9 protein-coding genes are annotated in these 14787 nt (G+C 57.2%); 7 read left to right on the forward strand and 2 right to left on the reverse strand.

Translation table 11 applies throughout. The features are described 5' to 3' along the window. Positions 1 to 5: 5 nt before the first annotated feature. Positions 6 to 1145, forward strand: a complete 1140-nt coding sequence (locus B8P98_RS05440) for a glycerate kinase (protein WP_025713716.1) — start codon at positions 6 to 8, stop codon at positions 1143 to 1145. A 588-nt stretch (positions 1146 to 1733) separates the two neighbouring features. Here B8P98_RS05440 and barA read toward each other — a convergent pair. Then, positions 1734 to 4484 (reverse strand): two-component sensor histidine kinase BarA, encoded by a 2751-nt coding sequence (gene barA, locus B8P98_RS05450; protein WP_025713717.1) that lies wholly within the window; start codon positions 4482 to 4484, stop codon positions 1734 to 1736. Between the two features lie 112 nt (positions 4485 to 4596). Here barA and rlmD point away from each other — a divergent pair, with 112 nt between their 5' ends. The 5 genes from rlmD (at position 4597) to eno (ending at position 12460) form a co-directional block, all read left to right on the forward strand. After that, a complete protein-coding gene (gene rlmD, locus B8P98_RS05455; protein WP_080897098.1) occupies positions 4597 to 5901 on the forward strand; it encodes a 23S rRNA (uracil(1939)-C(5))-methyltransferase RlmD in 1305 nt (434 codons plus the stop codon). Positions 5902 to 6022: 121 nt separating this feature from the next. Next, positions 6023 to 8260: a GTP diphosphokinase gene (gene relA, locus B8P98_RS05460; RefSeq protein ID WP_025713719.1), complete on the forward strand. Its 2238-nt coding sequence runs from the start codon at positions 6023 to 6025 to the stop codon at positions 8258 to 8260. A 111-nt stretch (positions 8261 to 8371) separates the two neighbouring features. Continuing rightward, positions 8372 to 9163, forward strand: coding sequence for a nucleoside triphosphate pyrophosphohydrolase (mazG, locus tag B8P98_RS05465; protein ID WP_025713720.1), 792 nt, complete (start codon positions 8372 to 8374; stop codon positions 9161 to 9163). A gap of 279 nt (positions 9164 to 9442) precedes the next feature. After that, on the forward strand, positions 9443 to 11080 hold the full coding sequence (gene pyrG / locus B8P98_RS05470; RefSeq protein WP_023290827.1) for a glutamine hydrolyzing CTP synthase: 1638 nt from the start codon (positions 9443 to 9445) through the stop codon (positions 11078 to 11080). An 81-nt stretch (positions 11081 to 11161) separates the two neighbouring features. After that, on the forward strand, positions 11162 to 12460 hold the full coding sequence (gene eno, locus B8P98_RS05475) for a phosphopyruvate hydratase (RefSeq protein WP_025713721.1): 1299 nt from the start codon (positions 11162 to 11164) through the stop codon (positions 12458 to 12460). A 63-nt stretch (positions 12461 to 12523) separates the two neighbouring features. Here eno and B8P98_RS05480 read toward each other — a convergent pair whose 3' ends face one another. Then, a complete protein-coding gene (locus tag B8P98_RS05480) occupies positions 12524 to 13633 on the reverse strand; it encodes an SDR family oxidoreductase (RefSeq protein WP_025712850.1) in 1110 nt (369 codons plus the stop codon). A 469-nt stretch (positions 13634 to 14102) separates the two neighbouring features. Between B8P98_RS05480 and queE the strand changes: the two genes are divergently transcribed. Then, a complete protein-coding gene (gene queE, locus B8P98_RS05485; RefSeq protein WP_004205582.1) occupies positions 14103 to 14774 on the forward strand; it encodes a 7-carboxy-7-deazaguanine synthase QueE in 672 nt (223 codons plus the stop codon). Positions 14775 to 14787: the final 13 nt, after the last annotated feature.

Here is a 14787-nt window from a genome sequence, read left to right on the forward strand (position 1 = left end):
TGCACATGAAGATAGTGATCGCACCGGATTCCTGGAAGGAGAGCCTGAGCGCGCTGGAAGTGGCCAGTGCCATAGAACAAGGCTTTCGCGAGATTTATCCTGACGCGGAATACGTCAAGCTGCCGGTTGCCGACGGTGGTGAAGGAACGGTGGAAGCCATGGTGGCGGCGACCGGCGGGCATCAGGTTCCGCTGACGGTTACCGGGCCGCTGGGTAAGCCGGTTGAGGCATTTTATGGGCTGTCCGGCGATCGCCAGTGCGCCTTTATCGAAATGGCGGCAGCCAGCGGGCTGGAGAGCGTTCCCCCGGCGCAGCGCAACCCGTTGCTGACTACTTCCTGGGGCACCGGGGAGCTGATCCGCCATGCGCTGGACGCCGGGGTAAGACAGATCATTATTGGCATCGGCGGCAGCGCCACGAATGACGGCGGCGCTGGCATGGTGCAGGCGCTGGGAGCGAAACTGTTGACCGCTGACGGGCAGCAAATCGCCTCCGGAGGCGGCGCGCTGGAGACGCTGGCGCGTATCGACCTTAGCGAACTCGATCCGCGGCTGACAGATTGCCAGATTGACGTCGCCTGCGATGTCACCAACCCGTTGACCGGCCCGCAGGGGGCCAGCGCGGTGTTCGGCCCGCAAAAAGGGGCGACGACGCAGATGATCGACCGCCTCGACAGCGGTCTACAGCATTATGCCCGGATCATCGCCCGTGATTTGGATATCGACGTGCTGGGCCTTGAGGGCGGCGGCGCGGCGGGGGGCATGGGGGCTGCGCTGTACGCCTTTTGCGGTGCTCAGCTGCGCCCGGGTATTGAGATCGTCGCCGATGCGTTGCAGCTGGCCGCGCGGGTAGCGGATGCTGATTTAGTGATCACCGGCGAAGGGCGTATCGATAGCCAGACGATCCACGGCAAGGTGCCGGTGGGGGTGGCGAAGGTGGCGAAGCGTTTTAATGTTCCGGTGATCGGGATTGCCGGCAGCCTTACCGCCGATGTTGGCGTCGTGCATCAGCACGGGCTGGATGCGGTATTTAGCGTGTTGTATACCCTTTGTACCCTCGATGAAGCGCTGGCCAATGCCGCCGCCAACCTGCGGATGACGGCACGTAACGTCGCCGCGGTTTTGCAGATAGGCGGTAAGCGGTAACCCGGCTGGCGCAGTGGTATTTGTAGTCCGGATAAGGTGCGTAGCACCGCGATCCGGGAACCGTCCCCGGTGGCGCTTACGCTTACCGGGGCTACCAGCCGAGTTCCGGACCGTAACACCGCGATCCGGGAACCGTCCCCGGTGGCGCTTACGCTTATCGCGGCTACCAGCCGAGTACCGGACCGTAGCACCGCGATCCGGGAACCGTCCCCGGTGGCGCTTGCGCTTACCGGGGCTACCAACCGAGTACCGGACCGTAACACTGCGATCCGGGAACCGTCCCCGGTGGCGCTTACGCTTACCGGGGCTACCAACCGAGTACCGGACCGTAACACTGCGATCCGGGAACCGTCCCCGGTGGCGCTTGCGCTTACCGGGGCTACCAACCGAGTACCGGACCGTAGCACCGCGATCCGGGAACCGTCCCCGGTGCGCTTACGCTTACCGGGGCTACCAACCGAGTACAGGACCGTAACACTGCGATCTGGGAACCGTCCCCGGTGGCGCTTGCGCTTACCGGGGCTACCAACCGAGTACCGGACCGTAGGGCGTAGCCCGGATGAGGCGCGTAGCGCCGCTATCCGGGGTTTACACACCCATTCGGCACGCTTCGCGAGCTACATTATCCATCTCATCTAACAGCTCAAGCAGCTCCGGCTCCAGATCCTCGGCGGCGGTGCCCGACCGCAGCTGACTCTCCAGAGTGTGGCACAGCTTTTTCAGCCGCGGCACGCCGCTATAGCTGCAACTGCCGTGCAGTTTGTGGATCAGATCCACCAGACCTTCCGGCTGTTCGCCAACCAGCTGCTCTTCTACTTTATTTCGCACCTCCGGCATAAAGGCGATCAGCATCTGCAGCATCTCCCGCGCCAGATCCGGCTTCATGGCCGCCTGACGCAGCGCCAGTTGCCAGTCGAGCGTCTGGTTATGGTCGATAACCGGCTCGGCAGGCGGTAGCGTCGCCGGGATGACGTTATGCAGGCCGGGCTGATAGCGCAGCAGCAGTGCGTGCAGTTTCTCTTCTTCAATCGGCTTCGCCAGATAATCGTTCATGCCGGCGCTCAGTAACTTCTCGCGCTGGCCCTCCAGAGCGTGCGCGGTGACTGCAATAACCGGGGTTTGCTGATGATGCGACAGATGATGAATCAGCTCGCAGGCGCGGATGCCGTCCATATCCGGCATCTGAATATCCATCAGGATCAGATCCATCTGCAGCCGCTTGGCCTGGTCCACGGCCTGCTGGCCGCTGTCGCAGAGGATCACCTGCTGCACGAGGTCGTCCAGCAGGGCGCCAATTAGCTTCAGGTTAGCCGGATTATCGTCCACGGCCATGACGGTCATCGGCAGCTTATGGCTGTCGGCCTGCGTCAACGGTGCGGAAGCGGGCGCATGATTGGTGGCCACCAGCGCTGGTAGCAGACGGGTGGTGGTGAGTGGTTTCAACAGGCAGGCGGCGACGCCATCGCGCTTCAGGGCTTCCGCGCTGACCTGGGCATGACATGGCAGAGCGAGCAGCACGTTGTCAGACATCGCGCAGGCTTTGACTAATTTTTCCCGGTGCGGCGATAAATCGCGCATTGAGACCGGAATACCGACCAGCAAAATGTCGTACTGCGCTTCCGCCAGCGAGGAGAAGGTAGGGCTATAAACCACCTCCAGCGGCGTGGCGGCCAGCATTTCCAGCGTACACTGGGCCGCCGTCGCGTTGGCCTCCACATAGGCCAGACGCTTGCCCGCCAGCCCGTCGGTGTTCAGCATATCCGGAATGGCGTTCGGGTTGAGATCGAGGCTGATATGGAACCAGAAGGTGGAACCACGGTTTGGCTGGCTGTGGAATGAGATATCGCCGCCCATCTCTTTGACCAGACGCTGGGTGATCACCAGCCCAAGTCCGGTGCCGCCGTGGCGGCGTGAAATGCTGGCATCGGCCTGACGGAAGGCCTGGAACAGGCGGGACTGGTCGCGCTCGGGGATACCGATACCGGTATCGTGGATCTGAATTTCGATCTGCACCCGCGAGTTACTGATGGCCCGCTGCTCCACCAGCACGTCGATATTGCCGTGCTCGGTAAATTTGATGGCGTTGCCCACCAGGTTGGTCACAATCTGCTGCAGACGCAGCGGATCGCCGATGACGTTATCCGGCACATTGTTCTTAATGTTCAGCGTTAGCTCCAGCCCCTTATCGTGTGCGGAATGCGCCAGCAGGGTGACCACTTCATCAAGCGAGGTGCGCAGCAGGAACGGAATGCTCTCCAGGATCAGCTTCCCGGCCTCCAGTTTGGAAAAGTCGAGCACATCGTTGATGATCGCCAGCAGATTGTTGGCCGAACGTTCGATGGTGGTCAGGTGGTCGCGCTGTGTGGCATTGAGATCGGTTTTCAGCGTCAGACGGGTAAAGCCAATCACCCCGTTGAGCGGAGTACGCAGTTCGTGGGACATATTGGCCAGGAACTCCGATTTAATGCGCGCCGCCTCCTGGGCGCGCTTTTTCGCGAGGTCCAGCTCGACGTTCTGGATCTCCATCTGCTCAAGCGTTTCCCGCAGATCGGAGGTCGCCTGGTCGACGTTGTGCTGCATCTCTTCATGGTAGGCCGCCAGCGACATGGCCATCGAGTTAATGCCATTTTTCAGCATATCCAGTTCGCCGAGCATAAAGCCCTCGACGCGGCTGTCCAGCTGTCCGCGGCGGATGCGGTCAACGGTATTGACCATATTGCGGATAGGGCCGGTGACGTCGCGCATCAGGCGCCAGCCGAAGATCAGCGCGATGCCGATGCAGAACAGCATCATCACACTGGAGATGAAAATTTCTTTGTACTGCTGGAGACGGACCGATTTCAGATCCAGCTCTAGTGCGACATAGCCCAGCATATTGCCCGGCATTTTGGCGTCAGATTCGGGGGATTCATCCGGCGAATAGCTTTCCGAGACGATCGGCGTGCGCAGGATCATCATGTCGCCATCGCGGATGACGCTGAGATGACGGGGGAACGCCTCGCCTTTCGGGATCTGGAGTTCGCTGGGATTCAGATGGTAATTGGAGGTGACAAATAAGCGGTTATGCGAATCGTACACCGAGATGGCCCGCACGATCTCCGAGTGACGACGATGCAGAACGCTGATCAGCTGGCCGATGGATTCGCGGTTTTGCAAATTCATGCCATATTCGCTGGAGACCGCCAGTGGTTCGATAATACTGGCGCCGGCGTCCTCCAGCTGGCGTTGCAGGTCGTTGTAACGATGAGCAACAAAGAAAATACTGAGCAACAGCCCTATCAGGACGGTTGGCGCCAGAATCAGAATCATCATGCGAGCACGCAGGCTGTAGTTGGTCATGCGGTTCCATTATGGGAGAATATAGACATCATCGTTCGGTGCGCGTCGGTGCGCCTCGCGGCGCTGTCGCTCTGAACGAGCTCGTTTTATTTGATTGAGACAACTCTCTACGATGGCGCAATTCTACTCTGCAAAACGGCGTGTGACGACGCGCCAGATCATAACCGTTACAGTCAATGACCTCGATCCCTTTGGTCAGGGCGTTGCCCGCCACCAGGGAAAAGCGCTGTTTGTCGGCGGCGTGCTGCCGCAGGAGCAGGCCGAGGTGGTGCTGGTGGAAGACAAAAAACAGTACGCCCGCGCCGAGGTAAAACGCCGTCTAACCGACAGCCCCGAGCGCCAGGCGCCGCGCTGCCCGCATTTTGGCGTCTGCGGCGGCTGCCAACAGCAGCACGCCAGCGTTTCGCTTCAGCAGCAAAGTAAACGCGCTGCGCTGGCGCGACTGATGAAGCGCGAGGTGGATGACGTCATCGCCGGCGCGCCGTGGGGCTACCGCCGTCGCGCGCGCTTGAGCTTGAATTATCAGCCAAAGACCCAACAATTGCAGATGGGTTTTCGCCAGGCTAACGCCAAAGCGATCGTCGATGTGGTGCAATGCCCTGTTTTGGTGCCCCAACTTGAGGCATTGCTGCCCGCGGTGCGCGAGTGCTTAAGCGCGCTGAGCGCATTACGCCACCTCGGCCACGTCGAGCTGGTGCAGGCGGATAACGGCCCACTGATGGTGCTGCGTCATACCGCTGTGCTGCCGGCGGCAGACAGGGAAAAACTGGAACGCTTTTCGCAAACTCACGGTCTTTCTCTGTACCTCGCGCCGCAAAGCGAGATACTTGAACATATTCACGGTGAAGCGCCATGGTATACCTCAGACGGACTACGCTTAGTGTTCAGTCCGCGGGATTTTATCCAGGTCAACGACGGCGTGAATCAGCAGATGGTGCGTACTGCGCTGGAGTGGCTGGATCTGCAGCCGGAAGACCGGGTCCTGGATCTGTTCTGCGGGATGGGGAATTTTACCCTGCCTCTGGCGACCCGCGCCGCCCATGTGGTGGGGGTGGAAGGGGTCCCGGCGCTGGTGGCAAAGGGGCGGGAAAACGCCGCCCTCAATGGTTTATCAAATGTCACCTTCTTCCATGAAAATCTGGAAGAAGACGTCACCCGTCAGGCCTGGGCGAAGCACGGCTTTGATAAAGTGCTGCTGGACCCGGCCCGCGCCGGCGCGCCGGGCGTAATGCCGCATATTATAAAAATGGCACCGCGACGGGTGGTGTATGTTTCCTGCAACCCGGCGACGCTGGCGCGAGACAGCGAAACCCTGTTGCAGGCTGGATATCAGATTCAACGCCTGGCGATGCTGGATATGTTCCCGCATACCGGTCATCTGGAATCAATAGTGTTGTTTGAGCGCAGGCTTACATAAGGTCATTCACAACGTCGCAGAAGAGCCACCCTGGCCATGAATGCTGACGCGACCTGCAGGATGACATGTAGAAAGTTGAGGCTTGCCGACTTCGGCAGGCCGGTCCCTTAAGGAGAGGACAATGGTTGCGGTAAGAAGTGCACATCTTAATAAAGCTGGTGAATTTGACCCGAAGAAATGGATCGCGAGTCTGGGAATTTCCAGCCAGCAGTCGTGTGAGCGCTTAGCCGAAACCTGGGATTATTGTCGCGAAAAAACGCAAGGACACCCGCAGGCGGACCTGCTGCTGTGGCGGGGCGTCGAAATGGTGGAGATCCTGTCCACCCTGAGTATGGACATCGATACGCTGCGCGCGGCGCTGCTGTTCCCGCTGGCCGACGGCGAAGTCGTCAGCGAAGAGGTCATGCAGGATACCGTGGGGAAATCGGTGGTGACCCTGATTCACGGGGTGCGGGACATGGCCGCAATCCGCCAGCTGAAAGCCACCCATACCGACTCGGTCTCTTCCGAGCAGGTGGATAATATTCGCCGCATGCTGCTGGCGATGGTTGACGATTTCCGCTGCGTGGTCATCAAACTCGCTGAGCGTATCGCGCATCTGCGCGAGGTCAAGGATGCGCCGGAAGATGAGCGCGTGCTGGCGGCGAAAGAGTGCACCAATATCTATGCCCCCCTGGCGAACCGCTTAGGTATTGGCCAGCTGAAGTGGGAGCTGGAAGACTACTGCTTCCGCTATTTGCACCCGGCGGAATATAAGCGCATCGCCAAACTACTCCACGAACGCCGTATCGACCGCGAGCATTACATCGACGAGTTCGTCGGCCACCTGCGTTCAGAGATGAAAGCCGAAGGGGTCAAGGCGGAGGTCTATGGCCGGCCGAAGCACATCTACAGCATCTGGCGCAAAATGCAGAAAAAACACCTCGCTTTCGACGAACTGTTTGACGTTCGCGCGGTGCGTATTGTGGCTGAGCGTTTGCAGGATTGCTATGCCGCGCTGGGGATCGTCCATACCCACTACCGCCATCTGCCGGATGAGTTCGACGACTACGTGGCCAACCCGAAACCTAACGGTTACCAGTCTATCCATACCGTGGTGCTGGGGCCGAGCGGCAAGACGGTGGAGATTCAAATCCGCACCCGGCAGATGCATGAAGATGCCGAGCTGGGCGTGGCCGCGCACTGGAAGTACAAAGAGGGCGCGGGAGCGGGCACCGGCGGTGGCCGCGGCTATGAGGACCGTATCGCCTGGCTGCGCAAGCTGATTGCCTGGCAGGAAGAGATGGCCGACTCCGGCGAAATGCTCGACGAAGTGCGCAGCCAGGTTTTCGACGACCGGGTGTATGTCTTTACGCCGAAAGGCGACGTGGTGGACCTGCCGGCAGGGTCGACGCCGCTCGACTTTGCCTACCATATTCACAGCGACGTTGGGCATCGCTGCATTGGCGCCAAAATTGGCGGCCGCATCGTGCCGTTCACCTACCAGCTGCAGATGGGCGATCAGATCGAAATTATTACCCAGAAGCAGCCGAACCCGAGCCGTGACTGGCTGAACCCTAACCTCGGCTACGTAACCACCAGCCGCGGACGCTCGAAGATCCACGCCTGGTTCCGTAAACAGGACCGCGACAAGAATATTCTCGCCGGTCGGCAGATCCTCGACGACGAGCTGGAGCATCTGGGCATCAGCCTGAAGGATGCGGAAAAGCACCTGCTGCCGCGCTATAACTTCAACGAGCTTGATGAACTGCTGGCGGCCATCGGCGGCGGCGATATCCGTCTCAACCAAATGGTCAATTTCCTGCAGGCGCAGTTCAACAAGCCGAGCGCCGCCGAGCAGGATGCGGCCGCGCTGAAGCAACTGCAGCAGAAAACCTACGCGCCGCAGAGCCGCACCAAGGACAATGGCCGGGTGGTGGTGGAAGGGGTGGGCAACCTGATGCACCATATTGCCCGCTGCTGCCAGCCGATCCCGGGCGACGAAATCGTCGGCTTTATCACCCAGGGGCGCGGGATTTCCGTGCATCGCGCCGACTGCGATCAGCTGGCTGAACTGCAGTCGCATGCCCCGGAGCGCATCGTCGATGCGGTATGGGGCGAAAGCTACTCGGCAGGCTACTCGCTGGTGGTCAGAGTGGAGGCGAACGATCGCAGCGGTTTATTGCGCGATATCACCACTATCCTCGCCAATGAGAAGGTGAACGTGCTGGGCGTCGCCAGCCGCAGCGATACCCGTCAGCAGCTGGCAACCATCGATATGACCATCGAGATTTACAACCTGCAGGTGCTGGGCCGGGTGCTCGGTAAGCTTAACCAGGTGCCGGATGTGATCGACGCGCGCCGTCTGCACGGCGGTTAATTCGTCTGTAGGCCGGATAAGGCGAAGCCGCCATCCGGCAATTTCGCAACGTCGGATAAGGTCGAAACGCCTTATCCGGCCGACTATTTTTTACATTTCCAGGATCCTCACATGACCCAAATCGACCGCTTGCTCGGCATCATGCGCCGCCTGCGCGACCCGGAAAACGGCTGCCCGTGGGATAAAGAGCAGACTTTCGCCACCATTGCCCCGTATACCCTCGAAGAAACCTATGAAGTGCTGGACGCCATTTCGCGAGAGGATTTTGATGACCTGCGCGGTGAGCTGGGCGATCTGCTGTTCCAGGTGGTGTTCTATGCGCAAATGGCGCAGGAAGAGGGACGCTTTAACTTTGACGATATCTGCGCCGCCATCAGCGACAAGCTGGAGCGTCGCCATCCCCATATTTTCGCTGATGCTACCGCAGGCAACAGCAGTGAAGTCCTGGCGCGCTGGGAGCAAATCAAAAGCGCCGAGCGGGCGGAAAAAGCCCAGCATTCGGCACTGGACGATATTCCCCATAGCCTGCCGGCGCTGATGCGCGCGCATAAAATCCAGCGCCGCTGCTCGGCGGTCGGTTTCGACTGGACCTCGCTGGGACCGGTGCTCGACAAAGTGCATGAAGAAATTGATGAAGTGATGCATGAGGCGCAGCAGGCGGTGGTGGATGAAGCAAAACTGGAAGAGGAAGTGGGCGATCTGCTGTTTGCCACGGTTAATTTATCCCGCCATTTAGGCGTTAAAGCCGAGGTGGCGCTGCAGAAAGCGAACCTTAAATTTGAGCGCCGCTTCCGTGAAGTCGAGCGCATTGTCGCCGCCCGCGGCCTGGAAATGACCGGCGTCGACCTCGATACCATGGAAGAAGTGTGGCAGGAAGTAAAACGCCAGGAAACTGATCTCTAACGAGTTTTCGTGATCAAGCGCGATTTGTGTGATTTTATAAATAACAAGCGCTTGATTTACGTCAAAAACATTTCGCCAAAAGCGTCTATTTTCTCTTTCCGTTATGTCGTTGAAACACCATGTAGCCTGCCTCTTCGAGTTGTTCGAGTCGCAACACAGGTGCAACTTGAAGAACGAAGGGGAGGGGAGAATGAAAGTTTGTGGCGTCACGCATGTTCGGGTATACTACTTTCCCGTCCTGGTTATTCCATCGTTTTACCCTAACTTCTCAGGTTCAGCATGACAACGAACTATATTTTTGTGACCGGCGGGGTCGTATCCTCTCTGGGTAAAGGCATTGCCGCAGCCTCCCTGGCAGCCATTCTTGAAGCCCGTGGTCTCAACGTGACCATCATGAAACTGGATCCGTATATCAACGTCGATCCGGGTACCATGAGCCCAATCCAGCATGGGGAAGTGTTCGTTACTGAAGACGGCGCAGAAACCGATCTGGACCTGGGCCACTATGAGCGTTTCATCCGCACCAAGATGACGCGCCGCAATAACTTCACCACCGGCCGTATCTACTCCGACGTACTGCGCAAAGAGCGCCGTGGCGACTACCTGGGCGCGACCGTTCAGGTTATCCCGCACATTACCAACGCGATCAAAGAGCGCGTACTGGCGGGCGGCGAAGGCCATGACGTCGTACTGGTGGAAATCGGCGGTACCGTAGGCGATATCGAATCCCTGCCGTTCCTTGAAGCCATTCGTCAGATGGCGGTAGAGATCGGCCGTGAGCATACTCTGTTTATGCACCTGACGCTGGTGCCGTACATGGCCGCCGCGGGCGAAGTCAAAACCAAGCCGACTCAGCACTCCGTAAAAGAGCTGCTCTCCATCGGTATCCAGCCTGACATCCTGATCTGCCGCTCCGATCGTGCGGTTCCGGCCAACGAACGAGCGAAAATTGCTTTGTTCTGTAACGTTCCGGAAAAGGCTGTTATTTCTCTGAAAGACGTCGATTCCATTTATAAAATTCCGGGCCTGTTGAAATCTCAGGGGCTGGACGATTATATTTGTAAACGATTCAGCTTAACTTGTCCGGAAGCAAACCTGGCCGAATGGGAACAGGTAATCTATGAAGAAGCCAATCCGGCAGGCGAAGTCACCATTGGTATGGTCGGTAAGTACATTGAACTGCCGGATGCCTACAAGTCGGTGATTGAAGCGCTGAAACACGGTGGTCTGAAAAACCGCGTGACAGTCAACATCAAGCTGATCGATTCGCAAGATGTGGAAACGCGCGGCGTCGAAATCCTTAAGGATTTAGATGCTATCCTTATCCCGGGCGGCTTCGGCTACCGCGGTGTGGAAGGTAAGATCGCCACCGCGCGCTATGCGCGTGAAAACAATATTCCTTATCTGGGCATTTGCCTGGGTATGCAGGTTGCGCTGATTGAGTTTGCGCGCAACGTAGCGGGTATGGAAAACGCCAACTCGACGGAATTTGTGCCAGACTGTAAATACCCGGTTGTGGCCCTGATTACCGAATGGCGTGACGAAGATGGCAACGTCGAAGTCCGCTCTGAGAAGAGCGATCTGGGCGGCACCATGCGCCTGGGCGCACAGCAGTGCCAGCTGGATGATGATTCTCTGGTACGCCAGCTGTACGGCGAGCCGACTATCACCGAGCGCCATCGTCACCGCTACGAAGTCAACAACATGTTGTTGAAACCGATTGAAGCTGCCGGTCTGCGCGTTGCGGGCCGTTCCGGGGATGATCAGTTGGTCGAGATCATCGAAGTGCCGAACCATCCGTGGTTTGTGGCCTGCCAGTTCCACCCGGAGTTTACTTCGACGCCGCGTGATGGACACCCGCTGTTTGCCGGCTTTGTGAAAGCCGCGAGCGAGTACCAGAAACGCCAGGCGAAGTAAAAAGAGTTAGAACGGCAATGCACCCATTTGGGTGCATTGTTTGTCTGGAGTTTTAGTTTAACTTGTACTGAGGAAAACCTAATGTCCAAAATCGTTAAAGTCATCGGTCGTGAAATCATCGACTCCCGTGGTAACCCGACTGTTGAAGCCGAAGTACACCTGGAAGGTGGTTTCGTCGGTATGGCAGCTGCTCCGTCAGGTGCTTCTACTGGTTCCCGCGAAGCGCTGGAACTGCGCGATGGCGACAAATCCCGTTTCCTGGGTAAAGGCGTAACCAAAGCTGTTGCTGCGGTAAACGGCCCGATCGCTCAGGCAATCCTGGGCAAAGATGCCAAAGATCAGGCTGGCATCGACAAGATCATGATCGACCTGGACGGTACTGAAAACAAATCTAACTTCGGTGCGAACGCTATCCTGGCTGTTTCTCTGGCGAACGCCAAAGCAGCTGCAGCGTCCAAAGGCCTGCCGCTGTACGCGCACATCGCGGAACTGAACGGCACTCCGGGCAAATACTCCATGCCGGTTCCGATGATGAACATCATCAACGGCGGTGAGCACGCTGACAACAACGTCGACATCCAGGAATTCATGATTCAGCCGGTTGGCGCGCCGACCCTGAAAGAAGCAGTACGTATGGGTTCTGAAGTGTTCCATCACCTGGCGAAAGTGCTGAAGTCCAAAGGCATGAACACTGCTGTGGGTGACGAAGGCGGCTACGCGCCGAACCTGGGTTCTAACGCCGAAGCACTGGCTGTTATCGCTGAAGCGGTGAAAGCTGCTGGCTACGAGCTGGGCAAAGACATCACCCTGGCGATGGACTGTGCAGCATCTGAATTCTACAAAGACGGTAAATACGTTCTGGCTGGCGAAGGCAACAAAGCGTTCACCTCCGAAGAATTCACTCACTTCCTGGAAGAGCTGACCAAACAGTATCCGATCGTTTCCATCGAAGATGGCCTGGACGAATCTGACTGGGACGGTTTCGCATACCAGACCAAAGTCCTGGGCGACAAAATCCAGCTGGTTGGTGACGACCTGTTCGTAACCAACACCAAGATCCTGAAAGAAGGCATCGAAAAAGGCATCGCTAACTCCATCCTGATCAAATTCAACCAGATCGGTTCTCTGACCGAAACTCTGGCTGCAATCAAGATGGCGAAAGACGCTGGCTACACCGCTGTCATCTCTCACCGTTCTGGCGAAACTGAAGACGCAACCATCGCTGACCTGGCTGTTGGTACCGCTGCAGGCCAGATCAAAACTGGTTCTATGAGCCGTTCTGACCGCGTTGCTAAATACAACCAGCTGATTCGTATCGAAGAAGCGCTGGGTGAGCAAGCGCCGTTCAACGGTCGTAAAGAGATCAAAGGCCAGGCGTAATCCTGTCTTTGTGAAATAATAATGCCAGCCTCAGGGCTGGCATTTTTTTTACCTCGTTGGCCATTATTTGAAATCGACGGCCATTTGCTGGGGGATCGACAGCCCGCGAGTGGTTTCCACGCAGCGGTCAATGTAATCCGTAAAACGCGGTGGTTTTGGCATTCCCATACTCAGCAGCTTGTCGTTGCTAAAGCGCACATTCAGCGTGGCGAAGGCGCCATATAAACGCATGGCTTTCAGCATCAGACGTTCGTTGCAGGGGCCAAAAATTCCTTTCAGTTCACGACGCATTTTGACCAGCGCCTCATAGCTCACCTGAGCGTACTTATCCCCTACCGGCGCCTGCTCCAGGGCCTGGGCCATCGCCCGATCGATTTCGGCAAACTTCACGCTATTCTCCTCGCCGGCAGAGATATGCACCACCTCGCCGTGGGCCAGCGGCTGGTTAAGCAGCATCAGCAGGGCGTCGGCGCAGTAGTCCACCGGGATGACATCGATGCGGTCCTCCATGGAACATAAAAATTTCTGCAGCATCAGGCCCATGCTGAATACCCAGAAAATACTGCTGGAAGGCCGGCAGCCATGATGAGTATGGCCCACCACGATAGAAGGGCGGGCAATGACCAGCGGCAGCGTAGGGCAGTGCTGCTGCATCAACTGCTCGATGGTTGATTTCGAGTGGGTGTATTCCACCAGGTGCTCAGCGCGTTGCCGGAATTCCGCGCTTTCGGCGACCAGTGAATCGGGCTCAGGCGAGCAGGACATCGCCGTGCCGACGTGTAGAAAACGCTGTAAACCCTTCACCTGCGCCATGCGTTGCGCCAGGCGCAGCGTTCCTTCAACATTGACCTTCCAGATGAGCGGGTTATTGCCAAACGAGGCGACAGCGGCGCAGTTGAGGACGTGCGTCACCTGCTCGAGGCGCGGATCGTTTAGAAATGATTGCGGAGAGGCGAGATCGCCCAGCAGGATATGCTGCGGGCCCAGCATTGCCAGTTTCTCTTCGGCAATGTTGAACTTTCGCATGTTCTCTTTGACCCGCTCAAGGCCTGCTTCGGGGCTATCGGCACGCACCAGCAACAGCAGATCTGACTGGCTTTGCTGAGGGAGTATTTTCTCTAACGCCGCGCCACCCAGAAACCCGGTAACGCCGGTAATGAATAATGTGGTCATTAACGCTATCTCATTATGGTTGGTCTGCGGGATTCTAGGAGGGCTAAAGTAAACAACGATTAAATAAAAAAGGGGCGCCATTCGCCCTTTATTAAGGCCAGTTTAAGCTTATTATCGCGGGCGAATTGATTTCGACTTCAGGACCAGGGGGATAATTCATTCTTTCGTGTATCAATTTGTATAACTATGAATTTTAACCATTTTTAATTTTGCTATTATTTCTGTTGTTTTAATTTCAATGCCGCAAATAACACTTCCTGTTACATATTTTCCAACGGCGATGCAGAGATAAAGTATTTCAATGCTTACCACGCTAATAAATATTCCTGACTGTAAAATCGGCGCTATTAATCCATCATATTGTGACTTGGGTATTGGCGGCGAGGAAAAGCCGGATCGCAGCACATGACAAGACCTGGGCAGCAAAATCTGCAATAATGGGCGTTTATCACCCTAAACAGAGATGACTATGCAGTACCCGATTAACGAGATGTTCCAGACCCTGCAAGGCGAGGGTTACTTCACCGGCGTGCCTGCCATTTTTATTCGTCTGCAGGGATGCCCGGTAGGATGCGCGTGGTGCGACACCAAGCATACCTGGGACAAACTGGCCGATCGGGAAGTGTCGTTGTTCAGTATCCTGGCGAAAACCAAAGAGAGCGACAAGTGGGGCCCGGCGAGCAGCGAGGATCTACTGGCGATTATTGGGCGTCAGGGGTGGACTGCCCGTCACGTGGTCATCACCGGCGGTGAACCCTGCATTCACGATTTAACGCCGTTAACTTCGCTTCTGGAACAAAACGGTTTTAGCTGTCAGATTGAAACCAGCGGCACCCATGAAGTGCTTTGCAGCCACAACACCTGGGTGACGGTTTCCCCGAAGGTCAACATGCGCGGCGGATATGATGTGCTGTCTCAGGCCCTGCAGCGTGCGGATGAGATCAAACATCCGGTAGGACGCGTTCGCGACATCGAAGCGCTGGACGAACTATTGGAAACGCTGAGCGATGACAAACCGCGGATCATCGCCCTGCAGCCGATCAGCCAGAAAGAAGACGCGACGCGTCTGTGTATCGACACCTGTATCGCTCGCAACTGGCGCCTGTCTATGCAGACGCACAAGTATCTGAATATTGCTTAGCTGTTTCGCCGGG

It is taken from the genome of Klebsiella quasivariicola, from assembly GCF_002269255.1.
Lineage (GTDB): Bacteria > Pseudomonadota > Gammaproteobacteria > Enterobacterales > Enterobacteriaceae > Klebsiella > Klebsiella quasivariicola.

Bases quoted from the DNA above. Each gene is read 5' to 3' on its own strand.
- B8P98_RS05440 (WP_025713716.1), top strand. From the start codon at position 6: ATGAAGATAGTGATCGCACCGGATTCCTGGAAGGAGAGCCTGAGCGCG.
- barA (WP_025713717.1), bottom strand. From the start codon at position 4,484: ATGACCAACTACAGCCTGCGTGCTCGCATGATGATTCTGATTCTGGCG.
- rlmD (WP_080897098.1), top strand. From the start codon at position 4,597: ATGGCGCAATTCTACTCTGCAAAACGGCGTGTGACGACGCGCCAGATC.
- relA (WP_025713719.1), top strand. From the start codon at position 6,023: ATGGTTGCGGTAAGAAGTGCACATCTTAATAAAGCTGGTGAATTTGAC.
- mazG (WP_025713720.1), top strand. From the start codon at position 8,372: ATGACCCAAATCGACCGCTTGCTCGGCATCATGCGCCGCCTGCGCGAC.
- pyrG (WP_023290827.1), top strand. From the start codon at position 9,443: ATGACAACGAACTATATTTTTGTGACCGGCGGGGTCGTATCCTCTCTG.
- eno (WP_025713721.1), top strand. From the start codon at position 11,162: ATGTCCAAAATCGTTAAAGTCATCGGTCGTGAAATCATCGACTCCCGT.
- B8P98_RS05480 (WP_025712850.1), bottom strand. From the start codon at position 13,633: ATGACCACATTATTCATTACCGGCGTTACCGGGTTTCTGGGTGGCGCG.
- queE (WP_004205582.1), top strand. From the start codon at position 14,103: ATGCAGTACCCGATTAACGAGATGTTCCAGACCCTGCAAGGCGAGGGT.